We start from the raw sequence: 23,670 nt of genomic DNA, 5'->3' as shown, positions 1-23,670 counted from the left end.
GAATTATATACCCCAAATAGTTAATTTATCAACTATAGGTTAATATACATCATGGATACAACCCGCGCATCTCCCTTGCCATTAAAATTCGTGTACATGCAACAATATAAGCGGCTGTGCGCACCGAGACCTTGTGTTCAAGCGCAACTTGCCATACAGATGCGAATGCTTCGCGCATAACTCGCTCAAGACGGTGATTAATTTCATCTTCACTCCAGAAGAAACTGGAAAAATCCTGCACCCATTCGAAGTATGAAACGGTCACACCACCCGCATTGGCGATCACATCAGGAATCACAAGAATGCCATGTTCGTTCAAAATATCGTCAGCCGATGGCGTAGTTGGGCCATTCGCACCCTCAACGACAATCTTAGTCCGAATCCGTGGCGCATTTTTTTCAGTGATTTGTCCCTCTAGCGCAGCCGGAATCAGAATATCGGATTCAATCCCCCAAAATTCATCGTTCGCCAGCGACTCAGCGCCGGTGAAACCGGCAATCCCCCCAGTTTGGGCGACATGCTCAAGCAATTTATGCGCATCAATACCGGCCGGCCGGTAAAGGGTGCCGGTATGATCTTGTATGGCTATGATCTTTGCGCCCGCTTCAGAAAAAAGGCGGGCGGCAATCCCACCCACATTGCCAAAACCTTGGATGGCAATGCGTGCTCCAGCAATCTCTAAACCGATTTGGCGCGCACCTTCGCAAGCGACCACAAATGCGCCGCGGGCGGTGGCTTCCTTACGCCCAAGACTACCGCCTAGCGCAATCGGTTTGCCGGTTACTACTCCGGTTGCGGTACGTCCCTGATTCATCGAATACGTATCCATCATCCATGCCATCACCTGCTCGTTGGTGTTGACATCGGGCGCCGGGATATCCGTGTTAGGGCCGATGATAAAATTGATTTCACTGGTGTAGCGGCGCGTCATGCGTTCTAATTCCCCGCGTGACAGCTTGCGTGGATCAACGCGGATACCCCCTTTTGCGCCACCATAAGGTACATTCACCGCAGCATTTTTGATCGACATCCAAGCCGACAGCGCCATCACTTCCGATAACGTCACATCTTGATGGTAACGTAAACCGCCCTTGCCAGGACCGCGCGAAGTATTGTGCTGCACTCGATACCCTTCAAAGTGAGCGACAGTGCCATTATCCAGCTCAATCGGCACATCAACAATTAACGCGCGTTTAGGGCGCTTAAGGGTTTCGATCCAACGTGATAACGAACCTAGATAGGGTGTTACGCGGTCAATTTGTTGTAGATAAGTACCCCACGGACCCAGTTCATCTGGCCGAAGGTACGACGGTATTACATGATGTTGCGACATAAATTCCCTCAATCCCCGGAAAAAAGTTGCGCTATGGTTAAAAAAACAGTTATAAACCTTACGCTTTAACTGCAATTTACGCTCAAAGTTTCAATATTGTCTCAGAATGGTTGACTATTTTTCCGAAGTACGCGAAAACTAAGCCCGAAAACTGAAACATTAGTGTAAATAACAACGGAATAATCTATGCATTCACTCTCTCATCTCCCGCATGACAAAACTCTGGCTTTACGCGCAGTGCCTCAGCCCTCCAATGCAAATATGCATGGCGACGTATTCGGCGGCTGGATTATGGCGCAAGTGGATATCGCCGGTTCTATTCCAGCCACGCGTCGAGCGCATGGCCGAGTCGTGACAGTGGCCGTTAACTCCTTGGTCTTTAAGCAGCCCGTGTTTGTTGGCGATTTGCTTAGCTTTTATGCAGACATCGCCAAAGTTGGCAACACCTCGGTTGCCGTCTCGGTTGAAGTGTACGCGCAGCGACTCAATTTTGCGGAGCAAATTTTCAAAGTAGCAGAGGCGACGCTGACCTATGTCGCCACAGACAACGATCGCCGCCCGCGCGCATTGCCCGCAGAAGGTTGAGGGCATCACAGAATAAGTCGAGCCAATTTGCACTCTAGTTAAACCCGCTCAATGATGCCCGCAGCTCCCATGCCTGCGCCGACGCACATGGTGACCATGCCGTACTTCAATGCATGGCGGCGCAGCGCATGAACTACCGTAGCAGCGCGAATCGCGCCGGTGGCGCCGAGTGGGTGGCCTAGGGCAATCGCGCCGCCCAGTGGGTTCACTTTTTTGGGATCAAGTTTAAGCTCCTCTATCACCGCCAACGATTGCGCAGCGAAAGCCTCATTCAACTCAATCCAATCGAGCTGGTCTTGCTTCAACCCGGCCGCTTTTAAGGCCGCGGGAATAGCCTCTTTCGGGCCTATCCCCATAATCTCGGGCGGCACTCCGCGCACCGCAAAACTGACAAACCGCGCCAACGGGGTGAGATTAAATTGTTTCAGCGCTTTTTCCGAAACCACTAACAGCGCCGCTGCACCATCAGACATCTGCGAGCTATTGCCAGCCGTGACCGAACCGCCCTGTGCAAATACCGGTTTGAGCTTGCTTAACGCCGCCAGCGAGGTGTCAGCGCGAGGCCCTTCATCCTGCGCGGTGAGCTGCTGACTTACGTCAATCTGGCCTCGCTGAAGGTCTGGCGAACGCGTGGTCACGTCAAACGGCGCAATTTCATCATTGAATTCGCCTGTAGCTTGCGCCTTCAAGGCTTTTTGGTGAGATTCAAAGGAAAAAAGATCCTGCGCTTCCCGCTTGACCGACCAACGCTGCGCAACTTTTTCTGCGGTTAACCCCATGCCGTACGCAAGACCAAGATGTTCATCTTGCTCAAAGATATGCGGAGAAACGGATGGGGTATTGCCCATCATCGGCACCATACTCATCGATTCCACACCGCCAGCCAGTATGACATCCGCCTCGCCCACGCGGATGCGATCTGCCGCCATCGCCAAAGCCGTCACGCCAGAAGCACAGTAACGGTTTACTGTCACGCCGCCGACCGTGACGGGCAACCCGGCTAATAATGCGCTCACACGCGCAATATTGAGTCCTTGTTCCGCCTCTGGAAACGCACAGCCAATGATCACATCTTCAATGGCCTGCGGATCAAGTCCTGGTACGCGCGCCAGCGTCGCTTGAATGACGTGCATCAATAATTCTTCTGGGCGGGTATTTTTAAATGCCCCACGTGGCGCTTTGCCAATTGGCGCGCGGTTAGCGGCAACGATATAGGCGTCTTGCACTTGTTTGCTCATCTTTTTTCGCTCCATTAATTACGCACAGGCTTACCCGTTTGCAACATGCCGATAATCCGTTCTTGGGTTTTCTTCATGTCTAGTAATTCGACAAAGGCGGCACGCTCAAGTTTAAGTAGCCACGCTTCATCAACCAAACTCCCCATTTCAACAGCTCCGCCACATAATACTTCAGCGATCCGGCTGCCAATTAAAAAGTCATGCTCTGAAATGAAACCTCCATCTCGCATATTGACCAGTTGCGCTTTAATTGTGGCAATTCCAGCACGCCCCGCCACAGCAATGGCGCGGGACGGCAAAGGCGCGCGCCAGCCAAGCGCAGCCAACCCACGCGCCTCGCTAAGAGCCGTCGCCAACAGTTCATGCATATTAAATACAATCGTATCTGACGGCAACAGATAGCCAAACTCAATAGCTTCATGCGCTGAGCTAGAGACCTTTGCCAGCGCAATTTTTTCAAAGGGTTTAGCCAGAAATTCCACTAAATTTCTCTGGCCTAAGCGCTGTGCAGTCGCGGCAGCGCGCAATGCAGTTTCTTTTAAGCCACCACCGGCCGGTAGCAAGCCAACCCCCGCTTCAACTAGACCCATATAACTTTCAAGATGAGCAACCCGCTTTGCGCCGTGCATAGCGAGTTCACAGCCCCCTCCCAGCGCAATGCCTGCCACGGCAGGCACAACTGGCACAGCTGCATATTTCATACGTTGCATGGTTTGCTGGAACTGGGCCACGAAAGGCTCAACTTTTTTTGCGCCGCCGGCCATCAAGGCGGGCATTACGCCCTCCAAATTTGCCCCGGCTGAGAATGGCCCCGCTTGCAACGAAGAAGGCTGCCAAACTACTAGACCGCGATGGTTTTGTTCAGCGAGCTCGACGGCTTGCACTAAGCCATCTAGCACCGCCGGGCTGATCGTATTCATTTTGGTTTTAAATGAAACAATCACAATATCGTCTTGACCAGCGCGCGCATCAACCCAGATGCGCACCGCTTCATTTTCGCTTAGCGTTTTACCCTCTGTGCGCGGATCTGCTTTACCCTCTCCATTTAGGGACGCACGAAAGATCTGTTTGTCATATGCTGCAAGTGTGCTCCGCGGCACAAAAGTGCGCGTCTTGGGCGACCATGAACCAGCCGCCGTATGCACACCGCCCTGTGCGGCCACCGGCCCATCGAATACCCAGGCTGGCAGTGGCGCTTTCGATAACGCCTCTCCTGCGTCAATATCCGCCTGCACCCATTCCGCCAATTGGCGCCAGCCGGCTGCCTGCCAAATCTCAAACGGCCCCTCACTCCAACCAAAACCCCAACGCACGGCAAAATCCAGCTCACGCGCATTATCCGCAATGTGCTCTAGATGCAACGCACTATAATGAAACACATCGCGGAAAATCGCCCACAGAAAGCGTGCTTGAGGATGCGTGGATTCACGCAATAGTTTAAAACGCTCGGCCGGAGGGCGCTTTAAGATACGCTCAACCAAAGCATCCGCCCGTGCGCCACTGTCAATATATGCGCCCCGCTGAGGGTCCAGCACTTTAATTGTTTTACCTTCTTTTTTATAAAATCCAACCCCGCTTTTTTGCCCAAGCGCGCCTTGCGCTAGCAATGCGCTAAGCACTGGTGGTTCGCTATAAATTGGAAAAAATGGATCATCCGCTAGATTGTCTCGCATGGTTTTAATCACATGCGTCAGTGTATCGAGACCCACTACGTCGGCCGTGCGAAAAGTCGCTGACTTGGCGCGGCCAAGCCGGCGACCGGTCAGATCATCGACCAAATCAAAACCTAACTCGAATTTTTCCGCTTCTTTAATCGTCGCGAGCACAGAAAAAACCCCGACTCGATTAGCGATGAAATTAGGCGTATCTTTTGCCCGCACAACGCCCTTGCCTAAAGTACTGGTTAGAAAGCTTTCCAGTCCATCGAGAATCTCAGCGCGCGTATGCTGAGCTGGGATCAGCTCAACCAAATGCATATAACGAGGGGGATTAAAAAAATGTACGCCGCAAAACCGGGATTTCAGTTCAGCATCCAATTTTTCAGCGAGCGTGTTAATCGATAGCCCCGAAGTATTCGAGGCAAAAATTGCATCAGAACGAATTGCCGGCGCGATTTTTTTGTATAAATCATGCTTCCAATCAATGCGCTCAGCAATCGCTTCGATGATTAAATCACATTCGTTGAGCCGATCAAGATCGTCCTCGTAGTTAGCCGGCTCAATATAAACAGCAGCATCGCTCACGCCAAGAGGGGCTGGATTCAGTTTGCGCAAATGGTCGAGCGCCTTTAGGGCAATCGCATTTTTAGGCCCGGGTTGAGCAGGTAAGTCAAAAAGCATTACCGGTACTTTTGCATTGATTAAGTGGGCGGCAATCTGGGCGCCCATTACGCCCGCGCCAAGCACAGCGACTTTTCGAATGCTTAAATGACTCACGTTCTTCCTCCGAAAGGGTTATATAGTTTTTGCAACTCTTTATTCATCAGTCAAAAAATGGCTCCGCTAGCCAGTTTAACTCAACCTCGAGTCCTTTCTTTTTTACGCTAGCTTATGCTGCGCCCGTCAAACAAATGACTCATTAGCCTATGGATGACCTTGAGAAGGCCAGATTTTACCGCTTCACTTGCGCATTCGCAGCTTTTAGCATTCGAGACTTTAACCTAAATCGATGGCGAGGCGCTCACCTGCCGCCAACCGCATCCCTACTTATAGCTCTTTACTCATCTAGCCTGGCATCAGGCTATAACTTTTGGCATGATGGTTGCAGCGCACCTTGCTGCGTTGCAAACGCGGACTGACCCGAACGCGCGTTACCGGCATAAATATCGGTTAACGCGCTTTCTTTACGAAAAAGGCATGGCGCGCGAAAGCATACTCAACCTTTATCGGTTTATTGATGCCGTCTTAACCTTGCCCAAAGAGTTTGAAATTATCTATAATAGTTCAATTAAACAATTTGAGAAGGAGTCTGAAATGGAATATGAATATATTACGAGTGCTGAGCGTATCGGTATGGAGCAAGGACTTAAAGAAGGGGTTAAAGAAGGACTTGAAAAAGGCCGACAAGCATTGCTTGCTCTATTGGAAAGCCTTCTAAAAGGTAAATTTGGCGTTTTAGCTGAAAAATATCAGCAGCAATTAGACGCAGCGGATGTAGATACTTTACGTCAGTGGGGCGAACGTATTTTTATGGCTAAAACGCCTGATGAGGTCTTTTGAGGCGATTGCACGCAACAAAGCGCGCTAGCCTCAATTCGCGACAAGCAATCCACGCGCTAACAAACTAAACGGCCCATACCAGAATACTCCGATAAGGCTTTGCAGCTCTATCGGATGTACCCGTGGCAAAAGTCAGATAGATTAAAACAATGCTTCGTCTAACTCCATCAACGACTTTGCCCCTGCGCGCGCCGAACGAATTTGCCAAGCTGTTTCTGGCAGTAGTTTGGCAAAATAAAAACGCGCCGTAACAAGTTTAGCCTGATAGAACGGATCGCCAGTCGCTTGCTTATCCAGCGCAACCCGCGCACTACGCGCCCAAAAGTAGGCAAAAATCAAATGGCCTACGACACGTAGATAAGGGGTGGCGGCAGCACCTACTTCATCGCGATCACCCATTGCCTTCATGCCAATTTCCATCGTGAGCTTTTGCACCTTATCGCCGAGCTCCGCCAATGGATTGACGAACTCTTGCATTTCAGGCTTAACCCCTTCTTGCTCAATAAAATCCCGCACCAACGCACCGAATTTCTTGAGCTTTGCGCCCATATCCCCTAATACTTTTCGGCCCAACAAATCAAGCGATTGAATCGTATTGGTGCCTTCATAAATTGTGCCAATCCGTGCATCGCGCACATATTGCTCGACGCCCCATTCGCTGATGTAGCCATGCCCACCTAATACCTGCATCCCTAAATTAGTCGCTTCGCAAGCATTATCGGTTAAAAACGCCTTAACGATTGGCGTCAGCAATGCCACCCATTCCGCACACTCGGCCCGCACTTTTTCATCTTGATGCGAACGCTCTTTATCGATTAAAAGCGCAATCCAATATGCAAAAGCACGCCCCCCTTCAGCATAGGCTTTTTGCGTCAGTAGCATACGACGTACATCAGGGTGAACGATAATCGGATCAGCCGCTTTATCCGGCGCTTTAGCGCCATTTAACGCCCGCATTTGCAAACGCTGCCGCGCATAAGCCAGTGAATTTTGATAAGCTACTTCAGTTAAGCCAAGGCCCTGCATACCCACGCCAAGTCGTGCGGCATTCATCATTACAAACATCGCATTAAGCCCTTTGTGCGGCTCTCCAACCAACCAGCCATGCGCGTTATCAAGATTGATGACACAGGTTGCATTCGCATGAATCCCCATTTTATGCTCAATTGAAGCGCAACTCACGCCATTACGTTCGCCGATTTCACCCTCGGCGTTCGGCACAAATTTGGGGACGACAAATAGAGAAATGCCTTTAGTGCCGGCTGGCGCACCGGGTAAGCGCGCTAACACCAAATGAATAATGTTTTCAGCAAGATCGTGCTCACCGCTGGAAATAAAAATTTTCGTCCCGTTGATCCGATAGGAGCCATCGTCTTGAACTTCTGCTTTGGTGCGTAGCAGGCCAAGATCTGTGCCGCAGTGCGGCTCCGTCAGACACATCGTACCGGTCCATACGCCGGCAACGAGTTTAGGTAGGTAGATTTTTTTGTGCTCTGGCGTACCATGCGCATGTAAACACTCGTAAGCGCCATGCGAGAGCCCCGGATACATTGTCCAGGCTTGATTAGCCGAGTTCAACATTTCGTAAAGCGCATTATTCACAAACACAGGCAAACCTTGCCCACCCTGTTCTGGGTCACAAGCCAGCGCCGGCCAACCCGCTTTGATGTAATCTTGGTAAGCTGCTTTAAAACCCACTGGCGTAGTGACAACGCCATTGCTATAGCTACATCCTTGTTGATCGCCACTCTGGTTTAACGGAAATAACACTTCCTCACAAAATTTTCCAGCCTCAGCCAGCACCTGGTCGATGGTCTCAGTATCCAGCCCAGCATGTACCGGCAAATGCGCCAGTTCAGTTTGCACATCAAGCAACTCGTGTAAAACAAACTGCATATCACGCAACGGTGCGGTGTACTGTCCCATTTTTTTCTCCTGTATGAAGTACTGAGTTATTTAAGCGTTATCTGGAAATTCTTGGCGTCATACGTGCCGGTAGCTGCAAAATAGCCGCCCGATTCGACGGCGAAAAACAGCGCGCTGCCGCCTCAACGTACGGCAGCCAAATATAAGCGGTATGCTCGCGCGGCGCGAGCGTGATTTCAATCTCGCGCGGCACTAGAAGTCCAAACCAATGCTCGGTGTTACGCGTCACTCCTAGCGCATAACGATGGCGCCAAATCGGGTAAATTTCATAGGCCACCTGCCAATCCCAATCACTGAGCGCCGCACGCGGCACTTGCGCACTCCCAATCACAATCCCGGTTTCTTCCTGCACCTCGCGCCGAGCCGTTTCCTCCAGGGCTTCGGATGGGTCATCTTTAGAGCCCGTCACTGATTGCCAGAAACCCGGATGATCCACGCGCTCAATCAGGAGTACTTCAAGCTCAGCGGTATGAATAACCACCAGTGCAGATTCCGGTAGCTTATAGGCATCCATCCTGAACGTGCGCTTTTCGCTTTAGGCTTTGAGCGCCTCCGTTGCCCGCAAGCGGATATGCAGCTCGCGTAATTGACGTTCATCCACTTCACTTGGCGCTTGTGTCAGCAGACATTGAGCGCGTTGCGTTTTGGGAAAAGCGATCACATCTCGAATTGAATCGGAGCCAGTCAGCATGGTTACAATCCGGTCCAAGCCAAAGGCAATGCCACCATGTGGCGGCGCGCCATATTGCAATGCCTCAAGCAAGAAACCGAATTTTTGTTGCGCCTCATGCGCGTCGATTGCCAAGGCCTCAAAAACTTTGCGCTGAACTTCTTCGCGATGAATCCGCACTGAGCCGCCACCGAGCTCCCAGCCATTCAGCACCATATCGTAAGCTTTCGCAAGACAACGACCAGGATCCGTCACCAATAAATCCAGGTGCTCGTCTTTGGGACTCGTGAAGGGATGATGGCAAGCCACCCAGCGCGCGGCCTCTTCGTCATAGTCGAACATCGGAAAATCAACCACCCACAAGGGTTGCCAGCCAGGCTCAAAGAAACCTTGCTCGGCGCCAAACGGTGCGTGACCGATTTTTAAGCGCAGCGCGCCCAAACTATCATTGACAATTTTTTCACGATCAGCGCCAAAGAAAATTAAATCGCCGTCTTGCGCGCCGGTGCGTTTGAGAATTTCCGCCAACGCCGCATCATGGAGATTTTTTACAATCGGGCTTTGCAAGCCTTCACGACCTTTAGCGGCTTCATTGACTTTAATCCAAGCGAGCCCTTTGGCGCCATAAATGCGCACAAATTCAGTATAACCATCAATTTCGCCGCGCGATAATTGTCCGCCTTGCGGCACGCAGAGAGCGGCCACGCGGCCACCTTGCGCATTGGCAGGGGCACTGAAAACTTTAAAGTCAACGTCTTGCATTACATCCGTCAACTCAGTAAATTCAAGTTTAACCCGCAAATCAGGTTTATCCGAGCCGAAGCGCCGCATGGCTTCAGCGTAGCTCATCACGGGGAAGGGCTGAGCCAGGTCAACCCCAATTGCATTTTGAAACACCTTGCGGATCATCGCTTCAAATAAATCACGAATTTCCTGCTCGCTGAGAAACGAGGTTTCGCAATCAATTTGGGTGAATTCGGGTTGACGATCGGCTCTTAAATCTTCATCGCGAAAGCATTTAACAATCTGATAGTAACGATCAAAGCCGGCCACCATAAGCAACTGCTTAAAAAGTTGGGGCGATTGAGGTAGCGCGAAAAAATGGCTAGGATGCACCCGCGATGGAACTAAGTAATCCCGCGCCCCTTCAGGCGTACTTTTAGTCAACATTGGCGTTTCAATATCGATAAAGCCCTGCTCATCAAGGTAGCGGCGCACTTCCATGGCGACGCGATAGCGCAACTTTAAGTTATGTTGCATCTGCGGGCGTCGCAAATCTAGCACGCGATGGGTCAGACGAGTGGTTTCCGAGAGCGTATCGTCATCGAGCTGAAAAGGCGGTGTGACCGAAGCATTGAGCACCGTCAATTGCTCACAAACCACTTCGATTTTGCCACTGATAAGGGCCTCATTTTCGGCTCCTTCGGGCCGTGCCCGCACTACGCCATGCACCTGCACACAGTATTCGTTCCGAATGCTCTCAGCGATTTCAAACATCGCCTGACGATCGGGATCGCAAACCACTTGCACGAGACCTTCCCGATCACGTAAATCGATAAAAATCACCCCACCATGATCGCGCCGACGCTGCACCCAGCCACAAAGTGAAACGGTTTTACCCAACCAAGCCTCGGTTATCAAACCGCAATATTCAGTTCTCATCAACAGGAAATATTAAAAATAAAAAAACGTAAACAAAAAATCGGTTAGACCAAATCATCTAACCCCTCTCTGCCGCCTCGAAAAGATTTAGATTTATATCAATCTTTGAAATGCTTAGCGTACACTCAAAGACGATCGGCTCTATAGCGTTGGCTTAATCTGCGGGCGCAGTGGCGGCGCCGAGGGTGCCACGACGCCCATTGAGACGATGTATTTCAATGCTGCGTCAACCGTCATATCAAGTTCAATCACATCCGCGCGCGGTACTATAAGAAAAAAGCCAGAAGTCGGATTAGGCGTAGTCGGCACATATACACTTGCGTATTCACCCTTAAGATGATTAACAATATCACCGCCTGGGACGCCCGTCAGAAAAGCGATGGTAAACATCCCTTTACGCGGATATTCGATCAACAACGTTTTACGAAATGCGTTGCCATTGCTGGACAGAAGCGTATCAGAGACCTGCTTAACACTCGCATAGAGCGGCCCCACCACCGGGATATGGCGCAGCAACCCTTCCCACCAGAGAACTAAAGTCTGACCAATAAAATTTTGCGTGAATACGCCCACAAGCAAAATAAAGCCGAGCGTCAAAACCGCTCCTATCCCAGGCAGATAAAACCCCAGCAAACGCTCAGGCCGCCAGGCTTCAGGCAGTAAAGTCAGCGTCTGATCTAAGGTGCCAATTACTAAACCCAGCAGCCATAAAGTAATGGCGAGCGGAACTAAAACCAGTAACCCGGTTAAAAAATAAGTTTTCAGAGCAGTTTTTTTAAGCGTCATGATGGATCTGCAGCTGCAGGAGCGCGCTGAGTTGTTTGGCCTGCAATTGTAGCGCTTTCAGCGGCTGGTTTGGCTGCGCTTTCGGCCGCGTCGCCCGCGGCCTTAACGACTTCATTCGATCCGCTGCTGGGCTTGGCTTCAGAAGTTTTATTGCTATTGCGAAAATCCGTCGCATACCAGCCCGACCCTTTTAATTGAAAACCAGCCGCAGTTAACTGTTTACGTAATGTAGCTTGCCCACAAGCAGGACATTCAGTTAAGGGTAAATCAGTCAGTTTTTGCAAGGCTTCGTGCGGCTGATGACACGACTCACAAAGGTAAGCGTAAATAGGCATAATATAAATTCCAGATTTGAATGAGAGATTATAGCCAAAAGCATGCAGCCAGGCCCACTACTCCTGTCAGCAGCACCATCCATAACAAGCGATTCGTGCGCTTTTGTTCAATCAGCAGTCGCCGCATAAGCACATGTTGCTGCGTATCTTGCGGCGCCTTAGCGGCTGAGGTTAAGGCTTGATGCACCAGACGCGGAACCTGTGGCAAGGTTTTACTCCATTGCGGCATTTCATATTTAAGCCGCTCAAGCCAACCCTGCCAGCCGATTTGCTCCTTCATCCAACGCTCTAGATAGGGTTTAGCGGTCTGCCATAAATCAAGCTCTGGATCGAGCTCGCGCCCAAGTCCTTCGACGTTTAATAAGGTTTTTTGCAACAATACCAGTTGCGGCTGTATTTCTACATGAAAGCGCCGCGAGGTCTGAAACAGGCGCAACAAAACTTGCCCTAGCGAGAGATCTTTTAACGGCCGATCAAAATAAGGTTCACATACTGCGCGAATCGCCCCTTCGAGTTCCTCTACGCGCGTTGCTGGCGGGACCCAACCGGATTCTAGATGAAGCATGGCTACCCGATGATAATCACGCTTAAAAAATGCCAGCAAATTTTGCGCAAAGTAATTTTTGTCAAAATCAGACAACGCGCCCACGATACCGAAGTCTAGCGCAATATAGCGTCCGAAATCCGCTGGATCGAGGCTAACCTGAATATTGCCCGGATGCATATCTGCGTGAAAAAACCCGTCACGAAAAACTTGAGTAAAGAAAATCTCAACGCCCTCCCGCGCCAGCTTCGGAATATCGACCCCCGCAGCACGCAATTTCTCAACCTGACTAATTGGCACCCCGGTCATTCGCTCCATCACCAGCACATTTGAGCGGCAAAAATCCCAATACATTTCTGGCACCAGCAATAAGCCACTGCCTGCAAAATTGCGCCGTAACTGGCTTGCATTGGCGGCTTCTCGCATCAAGTCAAACTCATCGTGCAAGTTTTTATCGAGTTCTGCAACCACTTCGCGCGGCTTAAGTCGTTTGCCATCAGTCCATAAACGCTCGATCCAGCGAGCCAGTTTATTTAACAATGCAAGGTCGCTTTCTATAACCGTTAACATACCGGGCCGTAGCACCTTTACAGCAACTTCCTGGCCCGCATATTTACCGGTTTTCAGCTTGGCAAAATGGACTTGAGCAATAGATGCGCTCGCCACTGGCACATGCTCAAATTGATCAAATACAACCTCGATGGATTGGCCGAGCGCTTTCTCGATAAGCTCGATTGCAAGCTGTGAATCAAAGGGCGGCACCTGGTCTTGCAATTTAGCCAGTTCAAAAGCAATGTCGGGTGCGAGTAAATCGCGCCGCGTCGATAAAATTTGTCCAAATTTAACAAAAATTGGGCCCAGAGCCTCAAGCGTAAGTCGCAAGCGCACGCCACGCGGCAGATCAAATTTACGTCCTAAAGTCAGAACCCGCAGCGTAAGCTTGACCCACCGATATTTAAAATGCGACAACGCAACTTGGTCTAAGCCAAAGCGCAAGCAAGTGAAAATAATTTTCCAAGAACGCAACAGTTGCATTAGCTAGAAACCATATGAGGTGACCTATCGATTAGCCTTCGTACTTTCATTTTTTGCTCAATTTGGATTACACGTTTTTCAAGATGAGCCACAGCGTCATTCAAGTTAACCATATCCATGGCTAAATTACTGAGCAGTGTAGTACGCACCAGCGTGGGGTCTTCATCAAGCAGATATTCAGTTGCCGTTTCAAATAAATTGCGCCCGCTATTCCGTAACTGTTGATGAAACATCCGTGTCGTTCGCATCAGGCGATATGCAGGAGCATCGCCAATCAGTTGCGCTAAGGTTTCTTCTGGTTCCCAACGCAGATGCTGGGCAAGCTCTGCCAAGAGCGCAGCAAATTCCGCGTCGCCCTTGATTATCACTTGTTTCATCACGGTAGCGCGCCCTCCAAACAAAGCCGCAAAAAGCGCAGCAGACGGCACAGTAATAGAAACATCGCAGGGGGGCGCAGTGAGGGCTATTTGCGGGTTGATTTCATCTACGATAATTCCGCCCTCTTCTTGCACCGTCATAACCATTAACAGCGGCGGCATAGCCACACAAGCTTTACGGCCAGCATAAGGAATTAGGCGCGCACGCGCCCATGCCTGATGGCTTAGCAAGTAATTAATGGCAGTAGCGGCAGAATGTGCAACGATAGACATAAAGAAAAAAGCGATATAACAAACCTTAGAACGCACTCTGAGGCAGTATTGTAGCCCATGGCTAGGAGATACTCATGAAGTTAACGATGGCAAACCTCTGTTTAATTTTAAAGCACCTAGATAAACTTCATTCATTAAATCGATATTTTGTTTAAGTTTTGAAAATCGAAGGCTTGCGGCAAGGTGTTATTCGAGCGCTAGGCCCAACCTGTTAAAGCAGAGATTGTTTTGTATTGGTAGGTGCAAGAGTGAGGGGGGTGCAGGTGTGATAGATGGGATGAGGACAGTAAAACAAAAAAGCCCCCATATTGGGGGCTTTTTGCTCAAGAGAGAAGCCTGACGATGCCCTACTTTCACACGGGAATCCGCACTATCATCGGCGCGGTGTTGTTTCACGGTCCTGTTCGAGATGGGAAGGGGTGGTACCAACACGCTATGGTCATCAGGCGTAAGGGGTAGAGAAATTGAGTTTAAGTCAATTTTTCAAAAGGGGTTGGAAGAAGAATGGGGTAATAGAGTAAGACACACAAGTTATAGGGTCAAGCCACACGGGCGATTAGTACTGGTTAGCTAAACGCATTACTGCGCGTACACACCCAGCCTATCGACGTCCTGGTCTCGAACGACCCTTTAGGGGAATCAAGTTCCCGGGAAGTCTCATCTTGAGGCGAGTTTCCCGCTTAGATGCTTTCAGCGGTTATCTCTTCCGAACATAGCTACCCGGCGATGCCACTGGCGTGACAACCGGTACACCAGAGGTTCGTCCACTCCGGTCCTCTCGTACTAGGAGCAGGTCCTCTCAAACTTCCAGCGCCCACGGCAGATAGGGACCAAACTGTCTCACGACGTTTTAAACCCAGCTCACGTACCTCTTTAAATGGCGAACAGCCATACCCTTGGGACCGGCTACAGCCCCAGGATGAGATGAGCCGACATCGAGGTGCCAAACACCGCCGTCGATATGAACTCTTGGGCGGTATCAGCCTGTTATCCCCAGAGTACCTTTTATCCGTTGAGCGATGGCCCTTCCATACAGAACCACCGGATCACTATGACCTGCTTTCGCACCTGTTCGACGTGTCAGTCTCACAGTTAAGCACGCTTATGCCATTGCACTATCGATACGATTTCCGACCGTACCTAGCGTACCTTCGTACTCCTCCGTTACGCTTTGGGAGGAGACCGCCCCAGTCAAACTGCCCACCATGCACTGTTCCCGACCCGGATTACGGGCCAAGGTTAGAACCGCAAACAAACCAGGGTGGTATTTCAAGGTTGGCTCCACGCGAACTAGCGTTCACGCTTCAAAGCCTCCCACCTATCCTACACAGACCGGTTCACAGTTCAATACAAAGCTACAGTAAAGGTTCATGGGGTCTTTCCGTCTAGCCGCGGGTAGATTGCATCATCACAACCATTTCAACTTCGCTGAGTCTCGGGAGGAGACAGTGTGGCCATCGTTACGCCATTCGTGCAGGTCGGAACTTACCCGACAAGGAATTTCGCTACCTTAGGACCGTTATAGTTACGGCCGCCGTTTACCGGGACTTCAATCAAGAGCTTGCACCCCATCATTTAATCTTCCGGCACCGGGCAGGCGTCACACTCTATACGTCCACTTTCGTGTTTGCAGAGTGCTGTGTTTTTATTAAACAGTCGCAGCCACCAATTTTTTGCAACCCTTTCTCCCTTCTGGCGCAGGCCAGTCAAGATACTAGGGCGTACCTTATCCCGAAGTTACGGTACCAATTTGCCGAGTTCCTTCTCCCGAGTTCTCTCAAGCGCCTTAGAATACTCATCTCGCCCACCTGTGTCGGTTTGCGGTACGGTCTCGTTAGACTGAAGCTTAGAGGCTTTTCTTGGAACCACTTCCAATTGCTTCGCAAACTTACGTTTGCTCGCCCCACACCCTTGAATTCCGCGCCCGGATTTGCCTAAGCGCCTTCTATAGTGCAGGGACCGGGACATCCAACACCCGGACAACCTTTAGCGATCCGTCCCCCCATCGCATCTAACGACGGTGCAGGAATATTAACCTGCTTCCCATCAGCTACGCATCTCTGCCTCGCCTTAGGGGCCGACTCACCCTACGTCGATGAACGTTGCGTAGGAAACCTTGGGCTTTCGGCGAGGGGGCTTTTCACCCCCTTTATCGCTACTCATGTCAGCATTCGCACTTCTGATACCTCCAGCATACCTTTCGATACACCTTCACAGGCTTACAGAACGCTCTCCTACCATGCATATTACTATGCATCCGCAGCTTCGGTGACTGGCTTGAGCCCCGTTACATCTTCCGCGCAGGACGACTCGATCAGTGAGCTATTACGCTTTCTTTAAAGGATGGCTGCTTCTAAGCCAACCTCCTGACTGTTTTAGCCTTCCCACTTCGTTTCCCACTTAGCCAATCTTGGGGACCTTAGCTGGCGGTCTGGGTTGTTTCCCTCTTGACGTCGGACGTTAGCACCCGGCGTCTGTCTCCCGTGATTGCACTCTTCGGTATTCGGAGTTTGCTATGGCGAGGTAATCCGCGATGGACCCCTCTACCATGACAGTGCTCTACCCCCGAAGGTGATACACGAGGCACTACCTAAATAGTTTTCGGAGAGAACCAGCTATTTCCGGATTTGTTTAGCCTTTCACCCCTATCCACAGCTCATCCCCTAATTTTTCAACATTAGTGGGTTCGGACCTCCAGTACGTGTTACCGCACCTTCATCCTGGCCATGGATAGATCATCCGGTTTCGGGTCTACACCCAGCAACTATCGCTCTATTCGAACTCGCTTTCGCTACGCCTGCCCTAATCGGTTAAGCTCGCTACTGAATGTAAGTCGCTGACCCATTATACAAAAGGTACGCAGTCACCCCTTTCGAGGCTCCTACTGTTTGTATGCATGCGGTTTCAGGATCTATTTCACTCCCCTTCCGGGGTTCTTTTCGCCTTTCCCTCACGGTACTGGTTCACTATCGGTCGATCACGAGTATTTAGCCTTGGAGGATGGTCCCCCCATCTTCAAACAGGATTTCACGTGTCCCGCCCTACTTTTCGTATCCTTAGTTCCACACACGAGTTTTCGCATACAGGGCTATCACCTTCTATGGCCGGACTTTCCATTCCGCTTTGCTAACTCATTTGCTAAAAAATACAGGCTCTTCCCATTTCGCTCGCCACTACTCTGGGAATCTCGGTTGATTTCTTTTCCTGCGGCTACTTAGATGTTTCAGTTCACCGCGTTCGCTTCTCTTGACCTATGTATTCAGTCAAGGATGACCCATTCGGGCCGGGTTTCCCCATTCGGATATCTTCGGATCAAAGCTTGTTTGCCAGCTCCCCGAAGCTTTTCGCAGGCTACCACGTCCTTCTTCGCCTGTGATCGCCAAGGCATCCACCACATGCACTTAATTCACTTGACCCTATAACTAGGGTGTCTCTAAGTACTGGTTGCCTTATCTCAACGGCTGACTTCCGTCTCGATAAGTCGATACAATCTATTACCCATGTACACTTCCACGTTCCATCTCAAGAACGCTTCTATGTACTTCTTCTTCCAATTTGTTAAAGAACGTGATCATCTTGCGACAATCTTTATCCGGTAAAATTCCTCAACAGAAACTCTACCGGATAACGATTGGTGGAGGCAGACGGGATCGAACCGACGACCCCCTGCTTGCAAAGCAGGTGCTCTCCCAGCTGAGCTATGCCCCCTGATTCTTCCTTCTACTCCAGGTCTGCGCTTTTGGTGGGTCTGGTAGGACTTGAACCTACGACCCCACGCTTATCAAGCGTGTGCTCTAACCACCTGAGCTACAGACCCGATTAACAGTCGATAAGTGTGGACACTTGAATCCAGCTTACTCTTGAAAGGAGGTGATCCAGCCGCACCTTCCGATACGGCTACCTTGTTACGACTTCACCCCAGTCATGAATCCTACCGTGGTGACCGCCCTCCTTACGGTTAGACTAGCCACTTCTGGTAAAACCCACTCCCATGGTGTGACGGGCGGTGTGTACAAGACCCGGGAACGTATTCACCGCGGCATGCTGATCCGCGATTACTAGCGATTCCAACTTCATGCAGTCGAGTTGCAGACTGCAATCCGGACTACGATCGGCTTTCTGAGATTGGCTCCCCCTCGCGGGTTTGCAGCCCTCTGTACCGACCATTGTATGACGTGTGAAGCCCTACCCATAAGGGCCATGAGGACTTGACATCATCCCCACCTTCCTCCGGTTTGTCACCGGCAGTCTCCTTAGAGTGCCCTTGCGTAGCAACTAAGGATAAGGGTTGCGCTCGTTGCGGGACTTAACCCAACATCTCACGACACGAGCTGACGACAGCCATGCAGCACCTGTGTTACATCTCTCTTTCGAGCACTCTGACCTCTCAGCCAGATTATGTACATGTCAAGGGTAGGTAAGGTTTTTCGCGTTGCATCGAATTAATCCACATCATCCACCGCTTGTGCGGGTCCCCGTCAATTCCTTTGAGTTTTAATCTTGCGATCGTACTCCCCAGGCGGTCAACTTCACGCGTTAGCTTCGTTACTAAGGATAGCTATCCCCAACAACCAGTTGACATCGTTTAGGGCGTGGACTACCAGGGTATCTAATCCTGTTTGCTCCCCACGCTTTCGTGCCTCAGCGTCAGTATTGGCCCAGGAGGCTGCCTTCGCCATCGGTGTTCCTCCACATATCTACGCATTTCACTGCTACACGTGGAATTCCACCTCCCTCTGCCATACTCTAGTCTGCCAGTCACGTATGCAGTTCCCAGGTTGAGCCCAGGGATTTCACATCCGTCTTAACAAACCGCCTACGCACCCTTTACGCCCAATAATTCCGATTAACGCTTGCACCCTACGTATTACCGCGGCTGCTGGCACGTAGTTAGCCGGTGCTTATTCTTTCGGTACCGTCATACATTAAGATTATTTACCCTAACGCTTTCTTCCCGAACAAAAGTGCTTTACAACCCGAAGGCCTTCTTCACACACGCGGCATTGCTGGATCAGGGTTGCCCCCATTGTCCAAAATTCCCCACTGCTGCCTCCCGTAGGAGTCTGGGCCGTGTCTCAGTCCCAGTGTGGCTGGTCGTCCTCTCAGACCAGCTACGGATCGTCGCCTTGGTAGGCCTTTACCCCACCAACTAGCTAATCCGACATCGGCCGCCCCTATAGCGCGAGGCCCGAAGGTCCCCCGCTTTCATCCGTAGATCGTATGCGGTATTAATCCGGCTTTCGCCGGGCTATCCCCCTCTACAGGACACGTTCCGATGCATTACTCACCCGTTCGCCACTCGCCGCCAGGCCGAAACCCGCGCTGCCGTTCGACTTGCATGTGTAAAGCATGCCGCCAGCGTTCAATCTGAGCCAGGATCAAACTCTTCTGTTTAATTCCTGTTTGCTCGCTCAAAGGTGTGACAGGTCGCAAATTTCTTTACTTCCTATCTAATTCTGAGTGAGACTTGATTTCTTCGTTTGCCCTACCCAGATTTTCATCCAAGTAGGGCCGCTTTCATCAAGTGCCCACTCTTATCGACTGTTCATTTTTAAAGATCATTTACACTCCCCTTTCGGTAACTTCCCTTCCGGTTCGTGTCTCACTGCCGCAGCAGCAGAGGAACGAGATTATGCAATCCTTCACACAACCTGTCAACCCCTTTTCACCTAAATTTATTTTATTTAGCAAAAACGGCCAGATAGATAGTTAGTCCTCTACTTTATTAGGCAACAAAATCCACATTCTTCCTGGAGCTTTCATGGTTCCGGCCAACATTCCAGCCTTCTCTCCCGAGCCCCAGAAGTAGTCTGCCCTTACCGCTCCTTTAACCGCTGCACCTACATCTTGTGCAAAAACCAAACGCTTAAGAGGTCCGCCCTTTGGCCAACGCGTGGATAAGAAAACCGGCATCCCCAACGCAACCCAACTGGGGTCCACCGCGATTGAACGCCCAGGGGTTAAACGTACGCCTAAAGCGCCGATAGGTCCATCTGCGCGGTTACGCGCCGCCCCCTCATCCGCCCGCGCCGGCATTTCTTTGAAAAAAACAAAACGCGGATTAACCCCAAGCACCTCCTCCAGACGTGCCGGATTCGCCCGCGCCCAGGCTTTGATACCCTGCATCGTCGCCTGAGCAGGAGTTAGCTCACCGCGGTCGATTAACCAACGCCCAATTGAATGATAAGGTTTGCCATTACTACCGCTATAGCCGACCCGCACGACTTGGCCATTCTCCATCACGATGCGGCCCGAACCCTGTACTTGCAGAAAAAAGGCTTCAATCGGGTCATCCACGTAGACCAGTTCCGCACCTTTTAATACCTCGCTTTTTAACAACTGTGCGCGCTCAGATAATAAGGCATTCTTCGGCACGCCCTTCGGCCAGCGGTAAAGTGGGTAGTTATAAGGATCGCGGCGTACGCGCGAACCACGCAGTAAGGGTTCATAGTAACCCGTGATCAGACCCTCAACACTGCCATCTTTATTCGCTAATTGAAACGGCGTGAAATATCGTTCAAAAAACGCCCGCGCCTTTTCAGGGTCAAGTTCATCAAGCTGTTCCGCCGCGGCGCACACTCTCGTCCAATCTGAGAGCCGTTTGACGCGTAGGCAATTTTCTCGCAGTGCAGTTGTTGCGCCGATGAGCGAATCTTCTTGCCAGCCATCCACCTCTTCCCAAACTACTTGATTCAGCCGCTTGGGTACGAGAATGCGAGGCGCAGATAAGAGCTCCGCAGATAGCTGTTTATCTGGAGCAGTTGCCGGTGGGGCAGACGCGCAAGAGACAACGCCCCCAACAATTAGGGCAAGCGTCGCGAATCTGGCAAACCTTAATAAACACATAGAAACCATATAAAAAGAGGATAAAAAGAGACGCAACGCCTAATACTCAATGTAACGTGCGCGGCATATGCAAAACGAATTCTGGAATAGGCGCATCAAAACGAGTTCCATCTTCCGCCACACAAAAATATGCGCCCCGCATCGTACCGACTGGCGTTGCAATGATGGCCCAACTCGTATACTGAAATTGCTCACCGGGTTGCAGAAGCGGCTGATGCCCCACCACGCCTAGGCCCTTAATTTCTTGCGTATGATTTTCACTATCGACAATTAACCAATGACGCGCAATCAACTGTGCTGCCACTTGCCCCGCATTAAGAATGGTGATTGTGTAAGCAAAAGCGAACTGCTGCTGCTCAGGCTCTGATTGTTCTGGTAAATAATTAGCCTGCACTGAAATACTGAATTCATATTGACTCATCGGTTTTGCTCAGATTGTGGACGCAAGGAAAATTTTAATTGTGCTTGAAGCGGAGTTTAGCTGCAACCTTTGCTAAACCCGGCAAGTTTCTAGATGAAACTTCAAGAGGGAGTGAGGTAAGGAGCGTCGTAGACATCCCTCAACCCTGATTCTCAAGGTTATCTGCGCTCTTTTAGAATTGTTATCGGCCAAGGCAGGTAGAATACTGAGTGTTGTTTTTCTGGCTGACCCATCTTTGACCCACACTCATATTGTATGAAGCACTACCGAATTGCCCCAAGCATCTTATCTGCCGACTTTGCCCGCCTTGGCGAAGAGGTACGCCAAGTCGTGGACGCTGGCGCTGATTGGATTCATTTCGATGTCATGGATAACCGCTATGTGCCTAATTTAACCGTCGGCCCTATGGTATGTGCAGCCATCCGGCCCCATACTGAGGTACCGATTGACGTTCATTTAATGGTGCGTCCAACGGATCGGATGGCGTCTGATTTTGCTAAAGCAGGCGCTAATATTATTAGCTTTCATCCGGAAGCTTCGGAACATATTGATCGCACCCTCACCCTGATCCGAGACCATGGCTGCCAAGCTGGGCTTGCCTTTAATCCGGCAACCCCGCTGCATTATCTGGATCACTTGATGGATCGACTCGATTTGATTTTGATTATGTCAGTCAACCCCGGTTTTGGCGGACAATCTTTTATTCCCGAAGCCATCAATAAATTAAAGGCCGCGCGGGCTCGGATTGACGCCTATACGGCTCAAACTGGACGCGAAATTCGACTCCAAGTAGATGGTGGGGTGAAGCTTGATAACCTGGCGGCGATTGCCGCAGCAGGAGCAGATACCTTTGTCGCTGGCTCGGCGATTTTCGGGCAACCCGATTATCGAGCCACGATCAACGCGATGCGTAATCAGTTATTAAAATGACCGAAATTGAATTTCAATCTCTTGCCGCGCAAGGCTACAACCGGATTCCGTTAATTGCCGAGGCACTCGCCGACCTGGAAACGCCGCTTTCTCTTTATTTAAAGCTGGCGCACACCGAGCGCTGTGGCACGCACTCTTTTTTACTTGAATCGGTAGTCGGGGGTGAACGGTTTGGCCGTTATTCGTTTATTGGTTTGCCTGCCCATACACTGGTGCGCGCTTTCGGTGAGCGTTGCGAAATTGTGCAAGACGGCGTGGTCAGAGAAAGTCATGAAGGTGATCCACTGGCTTTTATTGCGGCTTTTCAAAAACGCTTTAAAGTAGCTCAACGGGCTGGGCTACCGCGCTTTTGTGGTGGGCTAGCCGGTTATTTTGGTTATGACGCGGTACGCTATATTGAGAAAAAGCTCAAACATACTGCGCCGCCAGACGAACTTGGCTTACCTGATATTCAACTACTATTGACCGAAGAACTCGCGGTTATCGACAACCTGGCCGGCAAACTTTATTTAATCGTCTACGCAAATCCAGCTATGCCAGAAGCGTATACCCAAGCCAAACAACGCTTGCGCGAATTACGCACACGCCTCAACACAGCCGTCCAATTGCCCATTACATCGTCCAGTGTGCGCACCGAGATCTACCGCCAGTTTAAAAAAGAAGAGTATCTTCAGGCCGTGCGTACCGCCAAGGAATGCATCGCGGCGGGTGAGCTAATGCAAGTGCAAATTAGCCAACGTCTGGTCAAACCCTATCGCGATAGCCCACTATCGCTCTATCGCGCGTTGCGCTCGCTGAATCCGTCGCCTTATATGTATTTTTATAATTTCGGGGCGTTTCAAGTGGTCGGCGCTTCGCCCGAAATTTTAGTGCGGCGCGAACAACAAGGTAACGCACACAAAGTCACGATTCGTCCGCTTGCTGGCACACGACCTCGCGGCAGCACGCCAGAGCAAGACGCTCAGCTTGCGGCTGAATTACTCAATGATCCCAAGGAAATTGCAGAACATGTCATGCTCATCGATCTTGCGCGCAATGATCTTGGGCGCATCGCGCAAACCGGCTCAGTCAGAGTGACCGAACAAATGACCATCGAAAAATACTCACATGTGCAACATATTGTCAGTTCAGTCGAAGGCGATTTAAAACCAGAGCTGGATAATTTCGATATTCTGCGCGCCAGTTTTCCTGCCGGCACCTTATCAGGAGCCCCCAAAGTCCGTGCGCTCGAGCTCATCGATGAGCTCGAGCCGGTGAAGCGCGGCCTATATGGCGGTGCGGTCGGCTATATGTCATTTTCCGGCGAAATGGATCTCGCTATCGCGATTCGAACAGGCTTAATCCATAATGGAAATTTATATGTCCAAGCCGCCGCCGGGATTGTTGCCGATTCAGCGCCAGAAGCCGAATGGCAAGAAACCGAAAACAAAGCGCGCGCAGTATTGCGCGCAGCTGAACAAGTGCAAGATGGACTAGACCTAGGATTTTAAT

16 protein-coding genes, 2 tRNA genes and 3 rRNA genes are annotated in these 23,670 nt (G+C 50.7%); 4 read left to right on the top strand and 17 right to left on the bottom strand.

What is annotated here, in order from left to right:
* Window positions 1–49: 49 nt before the first annotated feature.
* The gene (locus tag MCB1EB_RS01895) at window positions 50–1,333 is read right to left on the bottom strand and encodes a Glu/Leu/Phe/Val family dehydrogenase (RefSeq protein WP_034956462.1); all 1,284 of its coding nucleotides are present in this window, start codon (window positions 1,331–1,333) and stop codon (window positions 50–52) included.
* Window positions 1,334–1,519: 186 nt separating this feature from the next.
* Here MCB1EB_RS01895 and MCB1EB_RS01890 point away from each other — a divergent pair, with 186 nt between their 5' ends.
* Window positions 1,520–1,918 carry an acyl-CoA thioesterase gene (locus tag MCB1EB_RS01890; RefSeq protein ID WP_045363294.1) on the top strand — a complete coding sequence of 133 codons (399 nt, stop codon included), beginning with the start codon at window positions 1,520–1,522 and terminating at the stop codon, window positions 1,916–1,918.
* Window positions 1,919–1,956: 38 nt separating this feature from the next.
* On the opposite strand, the gene MCB1EB_RS01885 is transcribed toward MCB1EB_RS01890, so the two are convergent.
* Both MCB1EB_RS01885 and MCB1EB_RS01880 read right to left on the bottom strand, forming a co-directional pair.
* Window positions 1,957–3,156 carry an acetyl-CoA C-acyltransferase gene (locus tag MCB1EB_RS01885; RefSeq protein ID WP_045365956.1) on the bottom strand — a complete coding sequence of 400 codons (1,200 nt, stop codon included), beginning with the start codon at window positions 3,154–3,156 and terminating at the stop codon, window positions 1,957–1,959.
* Between the two features lie 14 nt (window positions 3,157–3,170).
* The gene (locus MCB1EB_RS01880) at window positions 3,171–5,591 is read right to left on the bottom strand and encodes a 3-hydroxyacyl-CoA dehydrogenase NAD-binding domain-containing protein (RefSeq protein WP_045363296.1); all 2,421 of its coding nucleotides are present in this window, start codon (window positions 5,589–5,591) and stop codon (window positions 3,171–3,173) included.
* 318 nt (window positions 5,592–5,909) lie between these two features.
* Here MCB1EB_RS01880 and MCB1EB_RS01875 point away from each other — a divergent pair, with 318 nt between their 5' ends.
* The gene (locus MCB1EB_RS01875; RefSeq protein ID WP_126353825.1) at window positions 5,910–6,374 is read left to right on the top strand and encodes an RpnC/YadD family protein; all 465 of its coding nucleotides are present in this window, start codon (window positions 5,910–5,912) and stop codon (window positions 6,372–6,374) included.
* Window positions 6,375–6,515: 141 nt separating this feature from the next.
* Here the strand turns inward: MCB1EB_RS01875 and MCB1EB_RS01870 are convergent, their stop codons facing one another.
* The 14 genes from MCB1EB_RS01870 to apaG all read right to left on the bottom strand — a co-directional run bounded on the left by MCB1EB_RS01870 (window position 6,516) and on the right by apaG (window position 21,249).
* Entirely contained in the window at window positions 6,516–8,300 is a 1,785-nt protein-coding gene (locus tag MCB1EB_RS01870; protein ID WP_045363300.1) for an acyl-CoA dehydrogenase C-terminal domain-containing protein, read from the bottom strand.
* Between the two features lie 37 nt (window positions 8,301–8,337).
* Window positions 8,338–8,814, bottom strand: a complete 477-nt coding sequence (gene nudB, locus MCB1EB_RS01865; protein WP_045363303.1) for a dihydroneopterin triphosphate diphosphatase — start codon at window positions 8,812–8,814, stop codon at window positions 8,338–8,340.
* Between the two features lie 21 nt (window positions 8,815–8,835).
* Window positions 8,836–10,638: an aspartate--tRNA ligase gene (aspS, locus tag MCB1EB_RS01860; protein WP_045363305.1), complete on the bottom strand. Its 1,803-nt coding sequence runs from the start codon at window positions 10,636–10,638 to the stop codon at window positions 8,836–8,838.
* Between the two features lie 135 nt (window positions 10,639–10,773).
* Window positions 10,774–11,418 carry a DUF502 domain-containing protein gene (locus tag MCB1EB_RS01855; RefSeq protein WP_045363307.1) on the bottom strand — a complete coding sequence of 215 codons (645 nt, stop codon included), beginning with the start codon at window positions 11,416–11,418 and terminating at the stop codon, window positions 10,774–10,776.
* On the bottom strand, window positions 11,415–11,753 hold the full coding sequence (locus tag MCB1EB_RS01850; RefSeq protein WP_026921143.1) for an FmdB family zinc ribbon protein: 339 nt from the start codon (window positions 11,751–11,753) through the stop codon (window positions 11,415–11,417). The genes MCB1EB_RS01855 and MCB1EB_RS01850 overlap by 4 nt, the downstream gene beginning before the upstream one ends.
* A gap of 28 nt (window positions 11,754–11,781) precedes the next feature.
* Window positions 11,782–13,332: a ubiquinone biosynthesis regulatory protein kinase UbiB gene (gene ubiB, locus MCB1EB_RS01845; RefSeq protein ID WP_045363309.1), complete on the bottom strand. Its 1,551-nt coding sequence runs from the start codon at window positions 13,330–13,332 to the stop codon at window positions 11,782–11,784.
* A complete protein-coding gene (locus MCB1EB_RS01840; protein ID WP_045363311.1) occupies window positions 13,332–13,982 on the bottom strand; it encodes a ubiquinone biosynthesis accessory factor UbiJ in 651 nt (216 codons plus the stop codon). The genes ubiB and MCB1EB_RS01840 overlap by 1 nt, the downstream gene beginning before the upstream one ends.
* A gap of 334 nt (window positions 13,983–14,316) precedes the next feature.
* Window positions 14,317–14,429 (bottom strand): 5S ribosomal RNA (rrf, locus tag MCB1EB_RS01835).
* A gap of 88 nt (window positions 14,430–14,517) precedes the next feature.
* Window positions 14,518–17,398 (bottom strand): 23S ribosomal RNA (locus MCB1EB_RS01830).
* A gap of 216 nt (window positions 17,399–17,614) precedes the next feature.
* Window positions 17,615–17,690 (bottom strand) — tRNA-Ala (locus MCB1EB_RS01825).
* Window positions 17,691–17,722: 32 nt separating this feature from the next.
* A tRNA-Ile gene (locus tag MCB1EB_RS01820) sits at window positions 17,723–17,799 on the bottom strand.
* A gap of 46 nt (window positions 17,800–17,845) precedes the next feature.
* Window positions 17,846–19,376: ribosomal RNA gene (locus tag MCB1EB_RS01815) — 16S ribosomal RNA — on the bottom strand.
* Together the 16S, 23S and 5S rRNA genes with 2 tRNA genes alongside form the textbook arrangement of a ribosomal RNA operon.
* 315 nt (window positions 19,377–19,691) lie before the next feature.
* The gene (gene mltA / locus MCB1EB_RS01810; protein WP_045365959.1) at window positions 19,692–20,828 is read right to left on the bottom strand and encodes a murein transglycosylase A; all 1,137 of its coding nucleotides are present in this window, start codon (window positions 20,826–20,828) and stop codon (window positions 19,692–19,694) included.
* Window positions 20,829–20,874: 46 nt separating this feature from the next.
* A complete protein-coding gene (apaG, locus tag MCB1EB_RS01805; RefSeq protein WP_026921983.1) occupies window positions 20,875–21,249 on the bottom strand; it encodes a Co2+/Mg2+ efflux facilitator ApaG/CorD in 375 nt (124 codons plus the stop codon).
* 255 nt (window positions 21,250–21,504) lie between these two features.
* Here apaG and rpe point away from each other — a divergent pair, with 255 nt between their 5' ends.
* Window positions 21,505–22,179 carry a ribulose-phosphate 3-epimerase gene (gene rpe, locus MCB1EB_RS01800; RefSeq protein ID WP_045363313.1) on the top strand — a complete coding sequence of 225 codons (675 nt, stop codon included), beginning with the start codon at window positions 21,505–21,507 and terminating at the stop codon, window positions 22,177–22,179.
* Entirely contained in the window at window positions 22,176–23,669 is a 1,494-nt protein-coding gene (gene trpE, locus MCB1EB_RS01795) for an anthranilate synthase component I (protein ID WP_045363315.1), read from the top strand. The genes rpe and trpE overlap by 4 nt, the downstream gene beginning before the upstream one ends.
* The last annotated feature ends 1 nt before the right edge of the window (window position 23,670 follow it).

Origin of the sequence: Mycoavidus cysteinexigens, assembly GCF_003966915.1 — a bacterium.
GTDB lineage: Bacteria > Pseudomonadota > Gammaproteobacteria > Burkholderiales > Burkholderiaceae > Mycoavidus > Mycoavidus cysteinexigens.
Note: the sequence above shows the minus strand (reverse complement) of the source record. Positions and strands in the feature narration are given on the sequence as shown.

What these genes read in the sequence shown, in the direction of transcription:
- MCB1EB_RS01895 (WP_034956462.1), bottom strand. Translation starts at nt 1,333, where the DNA reads ATGTCGCAACATCATGTAATACCGTCGTACCTTCGGCCAGATGAACTG.
- MCB1EB_RS01855 (WP_045363307.1), bottom strand. Translation starts at nt 11,418, where the DNA reads ATGACGCTTAAAAAAACTGCTCTGAAAACTTATTTTTTAACCGGGTTA.
- MCB1EB_RS01840 (WP_045363311.1), bottom strand. Translation starts at nt 13,982, where the DNA reads ATGTCTATCGTTGCACATTCTGCCGCTACTGCCATTAATTACTTGCTA.
- trpE (WP_045363315.1), top strand. Translation starts at nt 22,176, where the DNA reads ATGACCGAAATTGAATTTCAATCTCTTGCCGCGCAAGGCTACAACCGG.
- MCB1EB_RS01875 (WP_126353825.1), top strand. Translation starts at nt 5,910, where the DNA reads ATGATGGTTGCAGCGCACCTTGCTGCGTTGCAAACGCGGACTGACCCG.
- ubiB (WP_045363309.1), bottom strand. Translation starts at nt 13,332, where the DNA reads ATGCAACTGTTGCGTTCTTGGAAAATTATTTTCACTTGCTTGCGCTTT.
- MCB1EB_RS01890 (WP_045363294.1), top strand. Translation starts at nt 1,520, where the DNA reads ATGCATTCACTCTCTCATCTCCCGCATGACAAAACTCTGGCTTTACGC.
- MCB1EB_RS01885 (WP_045365956.1), bottom strand. Translation starts at nt 3,156, where the DNA reads ATGAGCAAACAAGTGCAAGACGCCTATATCGTTGCCGCTAACCGCGCG.
- nudB (WP_045363303.1), bottom strand. Translation starts at nt 8,814, where the DNA reads ATGGATGCCTATAAGCTACCGGAATCTGCACTGGTGGTTATTCATACC.
- MCB1EB_RS01850 (WP_026921143.1), bottom strand. Translation starts at nt 11,753, where the DNA reads ATGCCTATTTACGCTTACCTTTGTGAGTCGTGTCATCAGCCGCACGAA.
- rpe (WP_045363313.1), top strand. Translation starts at nt 21,505, where the DNA reads ATGAAGCACTACCGAATTGCCCCAAGCATCTTATCTGCCGACTTTGCC.
- mltA (WP_045365959.1), bottom strand. Translation starts at nt 20,828, where the DNA reads ATGTGTTTATTAAGGTTTGCCAGATTCGCGACGCTTGCCCTAATTGTT.
- MCB1EB_RS01870 (WP_045363300.1), bottom strand. Translation starts at nt 8,300, where the DNA reads ATGGGACAGTACACCGCACCGTTGCGTGATATGCAGTTTGTTTTACAC.
- apaG (WP_026921983.1), bottom strand. Translation starts at nt 21,249, where the DNA reads ATGAGTCAATATGAATTCAGTATTTCAGTGCAGGCTAATTATTTACCA.